Below are 17,569 nucleotides of genomic sequence, written 5' to 3'. Positions count from 1 at the left end.
AGTTCGCGAAGATCTCCTGCATACCGAAACCGAGGCCGACCGACAGCGCCGCCACCAGCCATTGCAACTTGTCCCAACTGACGCCGAGGGTCGACAGCGTCGAGACGAAACCGACACCGGCGATCACGTACGAGAGCAGTGTCGTGGTCGCGTAGGCACTGCCCTGCGCCAGATTCAATTTCGACAGCACGAACACTTCGAGCAAGCCCGGCAAGTTGCGCGCGAGGGCGAAGGTAATGCCGATGATGATCAACGCGCCGAGCATGTCGCCGATGCTGATCGGCACCATGCTCATGTTGGCACCGGTGCCGCTGGTGTATTCGTAGAGGGTGATGTTGTCGAGGTACGAGAACACCGAAATCAGATCCGACCAGACCCAGTACAGCGCCGCAATAAAGCCGCCGAGCAGGGCCAGACGGATCAGCCGCAGGGATTGTTCGTTGACCTTTTCGATGTCCAGGGTTGGCTCTTCGATCACCGCTTCGCCGTCGCCAGCCTCTTTCGCCGCCTGCCGTTTGGCCAGTGCGCGCTGGTAGGCCAGACGCCGTGCAGCAACGCTCAGGCCGCGAACGAAAGTGGCTTCGATCACCAGCCAGAACATCAGCAGGTACAGGGTGTTGATCAAGCGGTCGCTGAGTTTTAGCGCGGTGTAGTAGTAGCCGAAGCACACCGCGACGAACAGGGCGATCGGCAGCACGGTGAACATCACGCCGACGGCTTTGCGGAACAGCGAAGTGTTTTCGTGGGCCGGGCTGCTGATCAGCAGGCGGCTGAGCAACCACGCCATCAAGGCGTAGCAGGTCAGTACCACCGGCATGCCGAGCACGTCGTCGGCGAGTGCCGCCGGTTGCAGTTCGGCAACAGCGACAATCGTCACCAGCGCCATGACCACCAGACCGAGCCGGCGGATCCAGCCACGCAGGAATTCAACCTGCGGTTTCTCCCAACGGAAATGCAACTCGGCCACGCCGGCTGGCGCGAGAATCCGGTATGCGGTGTAAAACACCAGCCACGCCTGCGCCATTTGCAGCAGCGCCGCGCCCATGTTGGCGTTCTGTCCGCGTGCGTCGATCTGCAAGGCCAGACCGCACAGGGCCAGCGCCAGTGCGACCGGCATCGCCAACAGAATGTTGATCAGGATCGCTTGCGGCGTGTGCCATTGACTGTCGCGCTTGAAGTGACCGATGTCCTGGTGAACCTTGTTCAGGCGCCCGTAGAGACTTTTGCGGCGCCACAACAAGGCACCGATCAACAATGCCAGTGGCAGGAACAGCAGTGGTCGCTGGGTCAGACCATCAGTCAATTCGCTGAGGCTTGAAGCCCACGGCAGCGTGTCGACCTGACGCTTGAGGCGCTCCGGCACGCTGCGCATCCACTCCAGATCCAGCGGCTTGTTGCTCGGAATCCAGAACATCTGCTCATCAAGGGTCGCGCGCAGGCTTTGCGCGGTGCTCAGCAGTTGTTTCTGATTGAGTTGCAGGGTGATCGATTCGTTGAGCACCGCGCTCAGTTCGCGGTTCAGCCGCTCCAGCAGGTCGGCGCGGGTGTTGGCCAGATCCAGCAGGCTTTTGCGCAGTTGCGGGGTGACTTGTTCCGGCGGCTGGGTGGCGAGCAGATTGTCGACGTAGGTGGTCGGACTGCTGAGCAGTTCGCGCTGCTGGCTGACTTCAAACTGATACAGACGAATGTCAGCGATCTGATCGGCCAGGTCGCGGTCGACCTTCAGGCGCGGCAGGGCTTGCTTCTGTTTATAGAGAATCTTCGACAGCAGCAGGCTGCCCTTGAGCACGTTGATCTGCTCGTCGAGGGCGGAATCGCTTTGGGTCAGGCTGTCGAGTTGTTGTTTGGTCTGCAGGTTCTGCTGGGTGACTTCGTTGAGGCGGTCGGTGCTTTTCAGCAGGTAGTCGGAGAGCTTGAGGTTGGCCGTGCTTTCGCTGGCGAGCAGGCTGCTGCCGCCGGCCTTCTGCGCTTCGATCGACTGCTGGGTGACGGTTTCCTGCGACTGCGCCAGACGCTTCTGGTTGATCAGGGTTTGCAGCTCCTGAATTTCGCGGTCGAGGCGCTCGGATTTTTCCGAGAGCAAGTCATGTTGAGCGTTGCCGAGATCCTGCAACTGGCTGTTGCCGGCCAGCTCCTGACGGCGCAACGGGATCAGCGCGTTCAGCGCCGCCAGTTCAGCGTTGAGTTGATCACGCTGCTCGGCGCTGACGGATTTGCCCGCGTCCTTGCCGGACTTGAGGATGTTGTTGATCTGCTGAATGCGCGTCTGGCTGGCGGAGATTTCCGCCTGAGCGCGCTCCGGGCGCGTCTGCGCGGTGATGATCAGGCTGTTGGCGTCGGCCAAGGCTTTTTGCAGATCACTTTGCTGGGTGGAGCGGTCGGTGAGGATCTGCTCCAGTTGCGTGATCGATTCGCGGGGGAAGCGCTGCGCCACCGGCACCACGGTCGTGGCTTTGAGGCGCGTCAGTTCGCGAGCGTTTTCGATGGTCTGCTTGGGTGCGGTCGCCAGTTGCTGCTTGAGGTCGATCAGTTTCTGCTCGTAATCACGCTGATTGTTCAGCTGATTGAGCGTGTTCTGCAGGACGGTTTGCAGGGTCTTTTTGTCGGCATCCGGCAGTTTGCTGTCGGCAAGTTTATCCAGGCTGGCCTGGACGGCATCGCTGGACGGTGGTTCGGCGGCATACAGCGGGCCGACAGTAAGACTCAGGCCCAGCAGGGCCGCGGCGAAAAAGGAGCGCAGGGTAGGCATAGAGACCGGTCAAGCAAGTGATAGTGGACGCAGTTTAGAGGAAGAGTCCGGGGCCCGGGCGACTTCCTTCGGGGAATCTGACGCCCACTTTGCCGATCTTGTTCCCGTCCATGACCGCAACCGTCCAGTGGGTGTTGTTCCACTCGACCTGGTCGCCAACGATCGGTGCGCCGCCGACTTTCTGCGCGATGAAGGCGCCCAGGGTCATGTCCGGATCGATGCCCTCGGCCGGCAGGCCATACAGCGCTGCAACCGCTTTAAGCTGGGCGTCTCCTTCGAGCACGAAGTCACCGAAGAAACGCAGATCGAGGCCACGTTGTGGCGCCTGGCTGAACAGTTTTCCGAGGGCCGGCAAGTTGTGTTCATGGCCGATAACACACAGCAAATCATCGACTTCCAGCACCGTACTACCCGACGGATGGAGCAGTTGCTGGCCACGAAACAGGGCAGCGATGCGGGTGCCTTCGGGCATTTTCAGCTCACGCAGGGGTGAACCGATGCACCATTTCTCCGCGCCGAGCTTATAAACGAACAGCTCCCACTCGCTGGTGACATGGACTTCCAGCGCCGCCCGGGAAATCGGCGCAGGCTCCGGCGGCACCGTCACCTTCAACAGTTTGGCGACCCACGGCAGGCTCGTACCCTGCACCAACAGCGACACCAGCACGATAAAGAAGGCGAGGTTGAAGTACAGCTGCGCATTCGGCAGCCCGGCCATCAGCGGGAACACCGCGAGAATGATCGGTACCGCGCCGCGCAGGCCAACCCAGGAAATAAAGGCTTTTTCACGGCCATGGAAGGCTTTGAACGGCAGCAGACCGACCATCACCGACAGCGGTCGCGCGAACAGAATCATCCATAGAGCCAGACCGAGGGCGGGCAGGGCGATCGGCAGCAAATCATGCGGCGTCACCAGCAGCCCCAGCACAAGGAACATGCCGATCTGCGCCAGCCACGCCATGCCGTCGAGCATGTGCAGAATGCCGTGACGGCTGCGCACCGGGCGGTTGCCGATCACCAGACCGCACAGATACACCGCGAGGAAACCGCTGCCGTGCAAGGCGTTGGTCAGGGCGAACACCACCAGGCCACCGGCGATCACCAAAATCGGATAGAGACCGGCAGCCAGGTTGATGCGGTTGACCAGTTGCAGCATCAGCCAGCCACCACCGAGACCGATCACGCCACCGATGCCGAACTCGCGGACCAGGTGGGTCAGCAGGCTCCAGTGCAGGCCGGTCTGGCCGCTGGCGAGCATGTCGATCAGGGTCACGGTGAGAAACACCGCCATCGGGTCGTTGCTGCCGGATTCGATTTCCAGGCTGGCCGTAACCCGTTCGTTCAGTCCTTTGCCGCCGAGCAAGGAGAACACCGCTGCGGCGTCCGTCGAGCCGACGATGGCGCCGATGAGCAGGCCTTGGATCAGGTTCAGGTCGAACAGCCATGCGGCGGCCATGCCGGTCAGCCCGGTGGTGATCAACACCCCGACCGTCGCCAGCGATAACGCCGGCCATAACGCCACGCGGAAACTCGAGACCCGTGTGCGCAAGCCGCCGTCGAGGAGGATCACCGCGAGTGCGAGGTTGCCGACCAGATAGGCTGTCGGGTAGTTATCGAAAATAATCCCGCCGCCATCAACCCCGGCGGCCATGCCGACTGCGAGGATAATGACCAGAATCGGGATGCCGAGACGGGAGGAAAGTGAGCTGACGAGAATGCTTGCACCTACCAGCAACGCGCCGATCAAGAACAGGCTGTTGATGGTCGTCGCATTCAAAGGCAGTACTCCAGAAGCGTAAAGACGGGCACAAACTGACCATGCAGTCTGCGTGCCAGCGATTCTAACCTGTTGAAATGTGATGCTGTCAAAAAGCTTTTTTCAAGATCAAAGGATCGCAGCCTGCGGCAGCTCCTACAGGGTGCACATCAATACCGTGTAGGAGCTGCCGCAGGCTGCGATCTTTTGCTTTTTCAGAGGCTAAACCGCCCAACCATGTTGTTCAGATCCAGCGCCAGCCGCGACAGCTCATTACTCGCCGCGCTTGTCTGATTGGCCCCGGTCGCTGATTGCACCGACAAATCCCGAATATTCACCAGGTTACGATCGACCTCGCGCGCCACCTGCGCCTGCTCTTCCGCCGCGCTGGCGATCACCAGGTTGCGTTCGTTAATTTCAACAATGGCAGTGTTGATCGTATCCAGCGACATCCCCGCGCCGCGAGCAATGTTCAACGTCGACTCCGCGCGCTCGGTGCTGTTGCGCATCGAATCCACCGCGTGTTCGGTGCCGCTCTGAATGCTGCCGATCATCCGCTCGATTTCGCTCGTCGACTGCTGTGTGCGGTGCGCCAAGGCGCGCACTTCATCCGCCACCACCGCAAAACCACGACCGGCTTCACCGGCGCGCGCCGCTTCAATCGCCGCGTTCAGCGCCAGCAGGTTGGTCTGATCCGCCAGACCACGAATCACATCCAGCACCTTGCCGATGTCTCGGGATTCATTGGCCAGATCACCGATCAACGATGCTGTGCTCTGTACATCGGCGCTCATGCGTTCGATGGCGCTGACGGTTTCCTGCACCAGATCACGACCATCGCCGGCCGAAGTCGTGGCGTTCTTCGAGGCTTCCGAGGTGCTCACCGCGTTGCGCGCAACTTCTTCAACGGCGCTGGTCATTTCGTTGACCGCGGTGGCCGCTTGTTCGATTTCGTTGTTCTGCTGCACCAGGCCGCGCGCGCTTTCGTCGGTGACGCTGTTGAGTTCTTCCGCTGCCGACGCCAGTTGCGTGGCCGACCCGGAAATCCGCTGCAAAGTGTCGCGCAGCTTCGATTGCATCTTCGCCATCGCTGCCAGCAAGCGCCCGGCTTCGTCGCTGCCATCGGCCTGAATCGGCTGCGTCAGGTTGCCTTCAGCGATGGTTTCTGCGGCTTCCAGTGCCTTGGCGATTGGCTTAGTAATGCTGGCGGTCAGCAACCAGGCGAACAACAACGTCAGTGCAGTGGCAATCACCAGCAGGGTGACCACCAGGTCGAACGCCGAAGAATATTGATCCGCCGCTTGCTGATTGGTATCGACGGTTTGCCGGGTATTGATCTCCAGCAAACGGTTGAGCACGGTGTTGACCGCTTCGGAGTTGGTCAGCAAGTCGGTGTTGAGCAGGTTGCGCAGTTCATCCACCTGATTGTTGCGCGACAGGGTTCTCATCCGGTCTTCGATCTGGCGGTACTGGCTCAGCAACTGCACATATTGATCGTACGCCGCACGTTCGTCGGGGCTGCTGATAAACGGCTCGTAATCGCTCTGGGCCTTCCGGATCTGCTGGTTGCGCATGTCCAGCAAGTCCATGGTTTTCTGCTGCACGTCCGGCTCGCGGTTGACCAACAAACGGTACGACAAAACCCGCAGGCGCAGGGTCAGCTGGGTGAATTCGTCGAGGCTCTTGATGCTCGGCACGCTGCTGTTGGTGATGTCTTCGGTGGCGCCGCGAATTTTGCTCATCTGATTGAGCGCAAACACGCCGAGGATCAACATCAATGCGCCAATCAGGGCGAAACCGGTGAACGCCCGTGGGGCGATGTTCATATTGCGAAGGGACATGGAGGGTACCGAGAAGGGCCGCATCCATGCGGGCTAAAACTGCTGAATGGATGACTTATCGGTCATACGACTAAAGTCTTGAGGGGCTGCGCGTATTTGTCGCAGAGGGCGCTCGGCGACGAAGTGCAGGAACAAGATCGGCAAATCACAGTCTTTAAAGCTCGCGGGAACGCTCGCCCGCCAGGAAAATCAAGGCCTTGCGCCGGTTTAACCCTGGCATCCGTGGTGACTTTTCTTTATCGTACGCGCCCTTTGAAAATGCCTGGAAGATCAAAATGTTGGAAGCATCCCTCAGCCAATTGGAACAGCTCGTCAGCGACCTGGTGCAGCAGAACCACACCCTCGCGCAAACCAATCAGAACCTGTCCACCGAACTGGCTCAGGCCAAGGATGAAAACGAAAGCCTGCAACTGAGCCTGATGGAACAGGAAGAAAAGCACGGCACCACCGCCGCCCGCATTCAGGCGCTGGTTGATCGCGTCAACGCCGGTCCCGTCAGCGCATGAACCACGGCACAGCAGGGGTAAAAGTCATCTCCATTCTCGGGGAGGACTATTCGATCAAGGCACCGGCCGGGGAAGAACAGACCCTGCTGGACGCAGCATTGATGCTAAAAGCCGCTTTGGCCGACACCAAACGCAAATACCCGACGCTGATCGGTGACCGCTTGCTGGTGCTGGCCGCGATGAATCTGTGCTCGCAGCAGATCGACATGAAGAAGCAGCATCAGGAAGAACTCGACCGTTACCAAGAGCAAGTCAGCGCCACGGTCGACACCATCGCCAAGACCATCAATCAGGGTTGACGGCGTTGCGCACAACCAAAGAATAGATTGTCGATCGGGTTGTATACAATCGGCACGGCTGTTGCATTGCTTCCGCCACTTATTCTTTGGGGGTGCTCCATGCAGTTGTGGCGACGCAGTATCCAATGGCAACTGATCCTCAGCATGGGCACCGCTCTGCTGGTCAGTATCCTGATCGTGGTTGGCATTTATACCCTGGTGGTCAACCGTCTCGCCCAGAGCTATCTGGTCGAACAAGCCTTGCCGTCGAGCATCGAAGCGACGCGCAACGACATCGAACGCATCCTCGTCCAGCCCCTAACTGCCGCCAAAGACATCGCCAGCAACACCATGGTGCGTGACTGGTTGGCGTCTGGCGAAGACAGCAGCAAAACGGCGGGCTTCGCGCAGTATCTGGAAGGCATCCGCGCCGAACACAAGGCTTTTACGGCTTTGATCATCGGCACCGAATCCAATCATTACATCACCGAAAAAGGCCTGGATCGCACCCTCAGTCGAACCAAGCCGGCCGATGCCTGGTTCTATTCCTTCCTCGACAGCAACCAGTCGCGCACGCTGAATATCGACAACGATGGCGCCACCGGAGAATTGGCGCTGTTTATCGATTTGAAGGTGGAGCAGGCAGGCAAAGTGGTCGGTGTGGCCGGTCTCGGACTGAGCATGAAAGAGCTGTCGGAGCTGATTCACAACTTCAGCTTCGGCGAGCGCGGCAAGGTCTATCTCGTGCGTTCCGACGGTTTGATTCAGGTGCATCCTGAAGCGCAGTTCAGTGGCAAACGCACGCTTACGGAGCAGATTGGTGCTGCGGCGGCGCAAGCGGTCATGGGTCAAAAAATTGCCACGAACAGTCGCTTCCAGCGCGATGGCGAAGACTATCTGGCCTTCAGCCTGCCGTTGCGTGATTTGGGCTGGACGCTGGTGGCCGAAGTGCCGCAATCGCAAATCTACGCCGAAGCGCGCAAAGCGATGTGGATGAGTGGCGGCATCGGTCTGGCTGTAGCGCTGGTGTGCCTGGCCTTGGTGGTGTGGCTGGCGCGCGGGCTGGTGCGACCGATTCGTCAGGTAACAGCGGCGTTGGTAGCAATCGGTAGCGGCGGGGGAGATTTGACCCATCGGTTAGATTCCAGTCGCGCCGATGAGCTGGGTGATCTGGCGCGCGGCTTCAACCGCTTCCTCGACAGTCAGCGCGGCATGATCGCGGAAGTGCTGACCACCAGCGAGCGTCTGCGTACGGCAGTGGGGCAAGTGGCGAAGGTGGTCGAAAACACTGCCGAGCGCTCCGGCCGGCAGCAGGAAATGACTGACATGGTTGCCACCGCGGTTCACGAAATGGGCCTGACGGTTCAGGAGATTGCGCAAAACGCCGGCAACGCGGCACTCGCTTCGCAAACCGCGCGGGATGAGGCGATGCAGGCGCGGGAAGATGTTGGCGGGTCGATCCGGCATATCGAAAGCATGTCGGACGAAATTGGCCTGGCGGCGGGCGCAGTGGGTAAACTGGCGCATCAAGTGGCATCGATTGACTCGGTGTTGGCGGTGATTCGCGGGGTGTCTGAGCAGACGAATTTGCTGGCGCTGAACGCGGCGATTGAAGCGGCGCGTGCCGGGGATATGGGGCGTGGGTTTGCCGTTGTTGCTGATGAAGTGCGCACGTTGGCGCGGCGGACTCAGGCCTCCACTGATGAGATTCAGCAAATGATCGGCAGCCTCAAGCAGGGTGCGGAGAACGCTGTGTCGTCAATGCGTACCGGGCAAGCGGCGACGGGTACCGGGGTTGAGTCGAGTCAGCGTACGGGCGCGTCTTTGACCGCGATTACCGGGCAGGTCGAGCGCATCAGCGACATGAACCATCAGGTGGCGACGGCGACCGAGGAGCAGTCGGCGGTAACGGAAGAGATCAACCGCAACGTACAGGGGATTTCCGATCTGGCGCGGGCGACGGCGGGGGAGGTGCGCGCTTGTCGTGAGGATTGTCAGATGTTGCAGAAACTGGCGGATGATTTGGCGCGGCAGATGGGTGGGTTCAGGTTGAGTTGAGTGTTTATGGCTGACAAGCCCCTCACCCTAGCCCTCTCCCGGAGGGAGAGGGGACTGACCGAGGTGTCTTTTGCTATACATCGACCTGAAAACGCCAGTCGATTATGGGTTCGGTGAGCCTCTTTCAGGTCGATGGAGTATTGAAGCATCCCCCGGTCGGCCCCCTCTCCCTCCGGGAGAGGGCTGGGGTGAGGGTAGCTTTTCAGAACCACGCATCCTGCATCGCCAGGCACGTATCATCCCGCGCCTCCAGCAACGCCAATTCATGGTGGCAACCCGGCACTTCCCACGTTAGAAAATACCGCGCCGCCTGCAACTTGCCTTTATAGAAGTCAGCATCGGCCGCATTGCCCTTGGCCAAGCCTTCCTCCGCACGAATCGCCTGTTCCAGCCAGCGCCAGCCAATCACCGCGTGCCCGAACACTTTCAGGTACAACGCCGAGTTCGCCAGGCTGCTGTTGACCTTGCCCTGCGCCAGATCCGTCAGCAAACCAATGGTCACGGTTTGCAGGCGTGCCACCAGTTTTTCCAGTGGCTCACGCAGTGCGGTCAGCGAATCGTGCGCAGTCGAGCGTTCGGCCGTATTGGCAATCAGGCGAATCAGCTGCTTCAGCCCCGCGCCACCGTTCTGCGCCAATTTACGTCCAAGCAAGTCCAGCGACTGAATGCCGTGGGTGCCTTCATGGATCGGGTTCAGACGGTTGTCGCGGTAGTACTGCTCGACCGGATACTCACGGGTATAACCGTGACCGCCAAGAATTTGGATCGCCAGTTCGTTGGCTTTCAGGCAGAACTCCGATGGCCAGGATTTGACGATTGGCGTTAGCAAATCCAGCAATTCCTGCGCTTGTTTACGCTCGGTTTCGCTTTCAAGCGTCGTGGTGTCATCGAACAGGCGAGCGGCGTACAAGCCGAGGTCAAATGCCCCTTCGACGTAGGATTTTTGCGTCAGCAGCATGCGTCTTACGTCGGCGTGCTGAATGATCGCCACCGGCGCGGTAGTCGGATCCTTGCTGTCCGGCACTCGACCTTGCGGACGTTCGCGGGCGTACTCCAGCGAGTACAGATAACCGGCGTAGCCGAGCATCACCGCGCCCATGCCGACGCCGATCCGCGCCTCGTTCATCATCTGGAACATGTAGCTCAAACCGCGATGCGGCTCGCCGACCAGATAGCCGACACAGTCGTCGTTATCGCCGAAGTTCAGTGCGGTGGAGGTGGTGCCGCGCCAGCCCATCTTGTGGAACAACCCGGCCAGCAGCACGTCGTTGCGCGGGCCGAGGCTGCCGTCATCGTTGACCAGAAACTTCGGCACGATAAACAGCGAAATGCCCTTCACCCCCGGCGGCGCGTCCGGCAGTTTGGCCAGCACCATGTGCACGATGTTTTCCGAGAGCGGGTGATCGCCGCCGGAAATGAAAATCTTGTTGCCCTTGAGGCGATAGGTGCCGTCAGACGCCGGCTCGGCGCGTGTACGAATATCCGACAGCGACGAACCGGCATGCGGTTCAGTCAAAGCCATAGTGCCGAAGAAGCGGCCGTCGATCATCGGTTGCAGGAAGCGCTTTTTTTGCTCTTCGGTGCCGAAGCTTTCGATCAGGTTCGCCGCGCCCATGGTCAGGAACGGGTAGGACGTCGAAGCAGCGTTGGCCGACTGGAAATGCGCGAAGCAGGCTTGCGACAGCAATGTAGGAAGTTGCATGCCGCCGGCGTCGAAACTTCTCGCGGCGTTGAGGAATCCGGCTTCGAGGAAGGCATCCACCGCCGGTTTCACTTCGGGAATCAGAATCGCCTGACCGTCTTCATAGCGCGGCTCGTTTTCGTCGCCCTTGCGGTTGTGCGGGGCGAAGTACTTCTCGGCGATATTGCGCGCGGTGCCGATGGCAGCGTCGAAGGTCTCGCGGTTGTGTTCGGCAAAGCGCTCACGCCGGGTCAGGCCCTCGGCATCGAGGACTTCATACAGCTCGAAAGCCAGATTGCGGGAACTGAGCAGCGTCTCGGACATGGCGGCCTACCTGAAATTGGGGTTGGGCCGAGTCTAAGACGCGGGAATAGTGGCTGAATAGGATGATTGATCGCGGTGATGTTAGAGCCGAGCACCAACTTAACAAACACCCCATAACACTGTGGGAGCGAGCTTGCTCGCGAAGAGGCCGGCACATTCAACAGATGAGTTGACTGGCAAACCGCTTTCGCGAGCAAGCTCGCTCCCACAGGGATTGTTGCTATGCCGGGCACCAATGCAGGTGCCCGGTTTTTCGGTGTTAGCCGATAGTCATCAAGCTGGCATTACCACCCGCCGCCGCAGTGTTAACGCTCAACGCGCGCTCGATCACCAGACGCTCCAGGGCAATGTTGGTCTCGCCCTGGGACAAGCCCTGAACCCCAACGATCGCGCCGGCACGCTTGGCAATCTGCTGGCAAACGCCGCGCAACTGGTCGGAATGGCCGTGATGCAGAACCGCATCGAACACCACTTCGTCTTTATTCCAGTCGGCAACCAGCTTGATCCGCGCCTGAATTTCCTTCGGCAGACGTGCGAACAATGCCTTGCTGATGTCGGACTCCGGCCATACCGCCGAACCGCCTACCGCCAGCACCGCCGCCAGTTGCGTCAGCAGATCACCTTCAACCTCGGCCAGGCACAGTACGTGCTCGCGCGGCAGGATTGCGTAGCTGTTTTTCTCACCAGTCGGGCCGGCCAGCACGCGAGTGATGCCGCTCTGCGATTGCGCCGCGTACTGCACGCACAGGGTGCTCAGGTCGGCGTACTTGTTGCTTTCAGCCCAGGCTTTCAGGGCGTTCAGCGGTTTGCTCATGGCGTCGCGCAAACGAACGTCCGGGGCGACAACAGCATCACCACGAGCGAAGGATTGTTCGATGGCATCCGTAGGACGTGTCGCCAGCAAACGGTACAGGTACAGCGGGCCGCCGGCTTTCGGGCCAGTACCCGACAGGCCTTCGCCGCCGAATGGCTGCACGCCGACCACGGCACCGACGATGTTGCGGTTAACGTAGACGTTACCGGCGTTGACGTTGTCGATCACCTTGGCGATAGTCTCGTCGATCCGCGTGTGCACGCCCAGCGTCAGGCCATAACCGGAAGCGTTGATCTGGCTGATCAGTTGATCGATCTCTTTACGCTTGTAGCGCACCACGTGCAGCACCGGGCCGAAGATCTCGCGTTGCAGCTCGTCGAGGCTTTCCAGTTCGATCAGGGTCGGCATGACGAAGGTGCCGCGTTTGACCTCTTCGGTGTCGGCGATCGCCACCTGGTAAACATTGCGACCTTTGTCGCGCATGCCCTGGATGTGCTTGTCGATGCCAGCCTTGGCTTCGGCGTCGATCACCGGGCCGATGTCCACGGACAGGCGCTCCGGGTTGCCGAGACGGCTTTCGGCCATGGCACCTTTGAGCATTTCGATGACACGATCCGCGGAATCTTCCTGCAAGCACAGTACCCGCAGCGCCGAGCAACGCTGGCCAGCGCTGTCGAACGCCGACGACACCACGTCGATCACGACTTGTTCGGTCAGTGCCGAGGAGTCGACGATCATCGCGTTCTGCCCGCCGGTTTCGGCGATCAGCGGAATCGGGCGGCCCTGGCTGTCGAGACGGCCAGCGATGTTGCGTTGCAGCAGGCGCGCGACTTCGGTGGAACCGGTGAACATCACGCCTTTAACGCGCTCATCGCCAACCAGACCGGCGCCGACGGTTTCACCGCGACCCGGCAGCAGTTGCAGCACGCCTTCCGGGATGCCGGCTTCGAGCAGCAAGCGCACGGCTTGAGCCGCAACCAGCGGAGTTTGCTCGGCAGGCTTGGCCAATACCGGGTTGCCGGCAGCCAGTGCCGCAGCCACTTGGCCGCTGAAGATCGCCAGCGGGAAGTTCCACGGGCTGATGCACACAACCGGGCCCAATGGACGGTGGGCGTCGTTGCTGAAATCGTTGCGCGCCTGCACCGCGTAATAACGCAGGAAGTCGACGGCTTCGCGGACTTCGGCGATGGCGTTGGCGAAAGTCTTGCCGGCTTCGCGAGCCAACAGGCCCATCAGCGGCTGGATCTCGCCTTCCATCAAGTCAGCGGCGCGCTCCAGAATCGCCGCACGTTCGGCCGGCGGAGTGGCCTGCCAGATCGGTGCGGCATTCAGCGCGCATTGAATGGCGTTGTCGACGTCTTCGACAGTGGCTTCCTGAACGTGACCGACCACATCACGGTGATCTGCCGGGTTCAACACGGCTGCCGGAGTTTCAGTGCTGGAAGCGCAACCGAGCATCGGCGCGGCTTTCCAGTCGGTGTGGGCAGTGGCGAGCAGGGCGCAGGACAGCGAAGCCAGACGATGTTCGTTGGCCATGTCGATGCCGCTGGAGTTGGCGCGCTCGGCACCGTACAGATCACGCGGCAGTGGAATGCGCGGGTGCGGCAGGCCGAAACCACCTTCCACGGTCGCCATCTGCTCGATCTGCGCCACTGGATCGGCCACAAGCTCCTGAATCGAAATCGACTGATCGGCGATGCGGTTGACGAATGAGGTGTTCGCGCCGTTTTCCAGCAAGCGACGTACGAGGTACGCCAGCAATGTTTCGTGAGTACCGACCGGTGCGTACACGCGGCACGGACGGTTCAGCTTGCCGTCGGAAACTTTACCTACAACCTGCTCGTAGAGCGGTTCGCCCATGCCGTGCAGGCACTGGAATTCGTACTGGCCGGGGTAATAGTTCTGACCGGCAATGTGGTAAATCGCCGACAGGGTATGGGCGTTGTGCGTGGCGAACTGCGGGTAGATGACTTCCGGCACCGACAGCAGTTTGCGTGCGCAAGCGATGTAGGAAACGTCGGTGTACACCTTGCGGGTGTAGACCGGATAGCCTTCCAGGCCTTCGACCTGGGCGCGTTTGATTTCGCTGTCCCAGTACGCGCCTTTCACCAGACGGATCATCAGGCGATGACGGCTGCGACGGGCCAGATCGATCACGTAGTCGATCACGTATGGGCAACGTTTCTGATAAGCCTGAATGACGAAACCAATGCCGTTCCAGCCAGTCAGTTGCGGCTCGAAGCACAGGCGCTCTAGCAGATCCAGCGACAGTTCGAGACGGTCGGCTTCTTCGGCGTCGATGTTCAGGCCGATGTCGTATTGCTTGGCCAGCAGGGTCAGCGACAGCAGGCGCGGGTACAACTCGTCCATCACACGCTCGTACTGCGCACGGCTGTAACGCGGGTGCAGTGCCGACAGCTTGATGGAAATGCCCGGGCCTTCATAAATCCCACGACCGTGGGACGCTTTGCCGATCGAGTGAATGGCTTGTTCGTACGACGCCAAGTACTTCTGCGCGTCGTGTTCGGTCAGCGCCGCTTCACCGAGCATGTCGTAGGAATAACGGAAGCCCTTGGCTTCGAACTTGCTCGCATTGGCCAGCGCTTCGGCGATGGTTTCGCCGGTGACGAACTGCTCGCCCATCAGGCGCATGGCCATGTCGACGCCCTTGCGGATCATCGGCTCGCCGCTTTTGCCGATGATGCGGCTCAGCGACGAGGTCAGGCCGGCTTCGTTGTGCGTCGAGACCAGTTTGCCGGTCAGCAGCAGACCCCAGGTGGCGGCGTTGACGAACAGCGACGGGCTGTTGCCCAAATGCGGGTGCCAGTTGCCGGTGCTGATCTTGTCGCGGATCAGCGCATCACGAGTGCCCTTGTCCGGGATACGCAGCAGCGCTTCGGCCAGGCACATCAGCGCCACGCCTTCCTGGGACGACAAGGAAAATTCCAGCAGCAGACCCTGAACAATGCCCGCACGACCGCCGGCACTTTTCTGGTTACGCAGTTTTTCCGCGATGGAGGCGGCGAGTTTGTTGGTGGCTTCAGCCGTGGCGACCGGCAGGCGAGCCTGTTCGATCAGCATCGGCACGACTTCCGGCTCAGGGCGACGGTAAGCGGCAGTGATCGAAGCGCGCAGAACGGACTGCGGCAGGATGCTTTCAGCGAATTCAAGGAAGCACTGGTGAGCGTGATCGTTGTGGACTTCGCCCGCCTCATCGGCGTCCTTGGCGGTCAAACCGTTCAGCTCGGTCAGGGTTGCACCACCCTCGAGTTTCTCCAGGTAATTGAAAATTGCCTGCTTGATCAGCCAGTGCGGTGTGCGATCAATCGAGGTCGCGGCAGCCTTCAGGCGCTCGCGGGTCGGGTCATCGAGTTTGACCCCAAGGGTGGTGGTAGCCATATTTTTATCCTCATGGTTGCCACAGTTGCGTGGCATCAGCTGGCCGCAAGATTAGCCGTGCGCCGAAAGAGGTGCAACCGGGTGCAACCCTTTTTTTGCCGGAATAATAAGCAGCTCGTCAGGAATTATTTTCTGGTACGAAAGTACTGCTCCTGCTTGGTGCTTTTGCTTCTAGCAAATGGCCATGACTGCCACAAAAGGGAGCAAAAACGCGGTGATTGTCGATAAAACCGACTAGGTGCAACTTATTCTCGCGAAACTGGTTGCACCACTTTTGCTTTGTTGCATAGGATTCGCGCCCAAGGTGCAACCGGGGAAATAACCCGGTGTATCGGCTGATGGCTTTCCTGGGGAAACATCAGTCCTAAATGCGCGGGATCCCGAATCGTCTGCCAAACGTCGTCGTTTGCGCGCGGTTCATCACCGCCGCTACATAAAAACAAAGCCAGGGCGTAACTTAATGAGCGTTAGCAATCCAACCTTGATCACGTTCGTGATCTACATCGCAGCAATGGTGCTGATCGGCTTGATGGCCTATCGCTCCACCAACAACCTTTCTGACTACATTCTGGGCGGCCGCAGCCTGGGTAGCGTCGTCACCGCGCTATCCGCCGGTGCGTCCGACATGAGTGGCTGGTTGTTGATGGGCCTGCCAGGCGCCATTTACATGTCCGGTTTGTCCGAAAGCTGGATCGCCATCGGCCTGATCGTCGGTGCTTACCTGAACTGGCTGTTCGTTGCCGGCCGTTTGCGTGTGCAGACCGAGCACAACGGCGACGCCCTGACCCTGCCGGACTACTTCGCCAGCCGTTTCGAAGACAAAAGCGGCCTGCTGCGCATTATCTCGGCGATCGTGATTCTGGTGTTCTTCACCATCTATTGCGCTTCCGGCATCGTTGCCGGCGCTCGCTTGTTTGAAAGCACCTTCGGCATGTCCTACGAGACGGCGCTGTGGGCCGGTGCTGCGGCGACAATTGCCTACACCTTTATCGGTGGTTTCCTCGCGGTAAGCTGGACTGACACGGTTCAAGCGACCCTGATGATTTTCGCGCTGATCCTCACGCCGATCATCGTGCTGCTGGCCACTGGCGGCGTCGACACCACGTTCCTGGCCATCGAAGCGCAAGATCCAAGCAACTTCGACATGCTCAAAGGCACCACTTTCATCGGCATCATCTCGCTGATGGGCTGGGGTCTGGGCTACTTCGGCCAGCCGCACATCCTCGCGCGTTTCATGGCGGCGGATTCGGTGAAATCGATCGCCAAGGCGCGTCGCATTTCCATGACCTGGATGATCCTGTGCCTGGGCGGCACCGTGGCCGTCGGCTTCTTCGGTATCGCTTACTTCTCGGCGCACCCGGAACTGGCCGGTCCCGTCACCGAGAACCACGAGCGTGTGTTCATCGAACTGGCGAAAATCCTCTTCAACCCATGGATTGCCGGTGTACTGCTGTCGGCCATTCTGGCTGCAGTGATGAGCACCCTGAGCTGCCAGTTGCTGGTGTGCTCGAGCGCCCTGACCGAAGACTTCTACAAAACCTTCCTGCGTAAATCGGCTTCGCAACTGGAGCTGGTCTGGGTCGGTCGCGCCATGGTTTTGCTGGTTGCGTTGATCGCCATCGCACTGGCGGCCAACCCGGATAACCGCGTACTGGGCCTGGTGTCCTACGCTTGGGCCGGTTTCGGTGCTGCGTTCGGTCCGGTTGTGCTGATCTCGGTGATCTGGAAAGACATGACCCGCAACGGCGCACTGGCCGGCATCGTGGTTGGAGCCGTCACCGTGGTGGTCTGGAAGCATTTCGAACTGCTGGGTCTGTACGAAATCATCCCGGGTTTCATCTTCGCCAGCCTGGCGATCTACTTTGTCAGCAAAGCGGGCGAACCGACTCGCGGCATGGTTGAGCGCTTCGAAGCAGCGGAAAAAGATTTCAATCTGAACAAGTAATGCGCTGAGCTACGGCTCACCTGAAAACGGCCCGTTTCCTACAGGAGACGGGCCGTTTTTTTGTGCCTGTGATTTCTTATTCACCGCAGATCCTTGTAGGAGTGAGCCTGCTCGCGATAGCGGTCTGACATTCAACATTGATGTCATATGACACAACGCCATCGCGAGCAGGCTCACTCCTACAGGGATCTGCTGTGGGGTTGAGGGATTTGTCTGTA

The 17,569-nt window shown here is 60.0% G+C and carries 8 protein-coding genes and 3 pseudogenes; 5 read left to right on the top strand and 6 right to left on the bottom strand.

Going from position 1 to position 17,569, the window contains the following annotated elements; all coding sequences use genetic code 11:
• The 4 genes and pseudogenes from mscK to ACIP66_RS23510 form a co-directional block, all read right to left on the bottom strand.
• Window positions 1-2,749, bottom strand: a 2,749-nt coding sequence (gene mscK, locus ACIP66_RS23525) for a mechanosensitive channel MscK (protein ID WP_400651268.1), incomplete at its 3' end; no start/stop codon positions are given.
• A gap of 34 nt (window positions 2,750-2,783) precedes the next feature.
• Window positions 2,784-4,526, bottom strand: a complete 1,743-nt coding sequence (locus ACIP66_RS23520) for a potassium/proton antiporter (protein WP_400651266.1) — start codon at window positions 4,524-4,526, stop codon at window positions 2,784-2,786.
• Between the two features lie 194 nt (window positions 4,527-4,720).
• A pseudogene (locus tag ACIP66_RS23515) lies at window positions 4,721-5,320 on the bottom strand (methyl-accepting chemotaxis protein); the annotation flags it as partial.
• 303 nt (window positions 5,321-5,623) lie between these two features.
• Window positions 5,624-6,280, bottom strand: a pseudogene (locus tag ACIP66_RS23510) (MCP four helix bundle domain-containing protein); the annotation flags it as partial.
• A 341-nt stretch (window positions 6,281-6,621) separates the two neighbouring features.
• Between ACIP66_RS23510 and ACIP66_RS23505 the strand changes: the two are divergent.
• From ACIP66_RS23505 to ACIP66_RS23490, 4 genes and pseudogenes are all read left to right on the top strand, one after another.
• Window positions 6,622-6,852 carry a hypothetical protein gene (locus ACIP66_RS23505; protein WP_400651263.1) on the top strand — a complete coding sequence of 77 codons (231 nt, stop codon included), beginning with the start codon at window positions 6,622-6,624 and terminating at the stop codon, window positions 6,850-6,852.
• Complete coding sequence (locus tag ACIP66_RS23500; RefSeq protein WP_053116699.1) at window positions 6,849-7,151, top strand: cell division protein ZapA; 303 nt, start codon at window positions 6,849-6,851, stop codon at window positions 7,149-7,151. The genes ACIP66_RS23505 and ACIP66_RS23500 overlap by 4 nt, the downstream gene beginning before the upstream one ends.
• Window positions 7,152-7,250: 99 nt before the next feature.
• Window positions 7,251-8,321 (top strand): annotated as a pseudogene (locus ACIP66_RS23495) (cache domain-containing protein); the annotation flags it as partial.
• A 21-nt stretch (window positions 8,322-8,342) separates the two neighbouring features.
• Window positions 8,343-9,188 (top strand): methyl-accepting chemotaxis protein, encoded by an 846-nt coding sequence (locus ACIP66_RS23490; RefSeq protein ID WP_400651271.1) that lies wholly within the window; start codon window positions 8,343-8,345, stop codon window positions 9,186-9,188.
• Between the two features lie 202 nt (window positions 9,189-9,390).
• Here the strand turns inward: ACIP66_RS23490 and ACIP66_RS23485 are convergent, their stop codons facing one another.
• On the bottom strand, window positions 9,391-11,193 hold the full coding sequence (locus ACIP66_RS23485; RefSeq protein ID WP_400651260.1) for an acyl-CoA dehydrogenase: 1,803 nt from the start codon (window positions 11,191-11,193) through the stop codon (window positions 9,391-9,393).
• Window positions 11,194-11,452: 259 nt separating this feature from the next.
• A complete protein-coding gene (putA, locus tag ACIP66_RS23480; RefSeq protein WP_400651259.1) occupies window positions 11,453-15,406 on the bottom strand; it encodes a trifunctional transcriptional regulator/proline dehydrogenase/L-glutamate gamma-semialdehyde dehydrogenase in 3,954 nt (1,317 codons plus the stop codon).
• Window positions 15,407-15,866: 460 nt separating this feature from the next.
• Here putA and putP point away from each other — a divergent pair, with 460 nt between their 5' ends.
• Window positions 15,867-17,351, top strand: coding sequence for a sodium/proline symporter PutP (gene putP, locus ACIP66_RS23475; RefSeq protein WP_212544862.1), 1,485 nt, complete (start codon window positions 15,867-15,869; stop codon window positions 17,349-17,351).
• The last annotated feature ends 218 nt before the right edge of the window (window positions 17,352-17,569 follow it).

Source organism: Pseudomonas sp. NPDC088429 (assembly GCF_044753305.1).
Classification (GTDB): Bacteria; Pseudomonadota; Gammaproteobacteria; order Pseudomonadales; family Pseudomonadaceae; genus Aquipseudomonas; species Aquipseudomonas rustica.
This window is presented reverse-complemented; position numbering and strand designations above follow the sequence as displayed.

Bases quoted from the DNA above. Each gene is read 5' to 3' on its own strand.
- ACIP66_RS23505 (WP_400651263.1), top strand. From the start codon at position 6,622: ATGTTGGAAGCATCCCTCAGCCAATTGGAACAGCTCGTCAGCGACCTG.
- ACIP66_RS23500 (WP_053116699.1), top strand. From the start codon at position 6,849: ATGAACCACGGCACAGCAGGGGTAAAAGTCATCTCCATTCTCGGGGAG.
- ACIP66_RS23490 (WP_400651271.1), top strand. From the start codon at position 8,343: ATGATCGCGGAAGTGCTGACCACCAGCGAGCGTCTGCGTACGGCAGTG.
- ACIP66_RS23485 (WP_400651260.1), bottom strand. From the start codon at position 11,193: ATGTCCGAGACGCTGCTCAGTTCCCGCAATCTGGCTTTCGAGCTGTAT.
- putA (WP_400651259.1), bottom strand. From the start codon at position 15,406: ATGGCTACCACCACCCTTGGGGTCAAACTCGATGACCCGACCCGCGAG.
- putP (WP_212544862.1), top strand. From the start codon at position 15,867: ATGAGCGTTAGCAATCCAACCTTGATCACGTTCGTGATCTACATCGCA.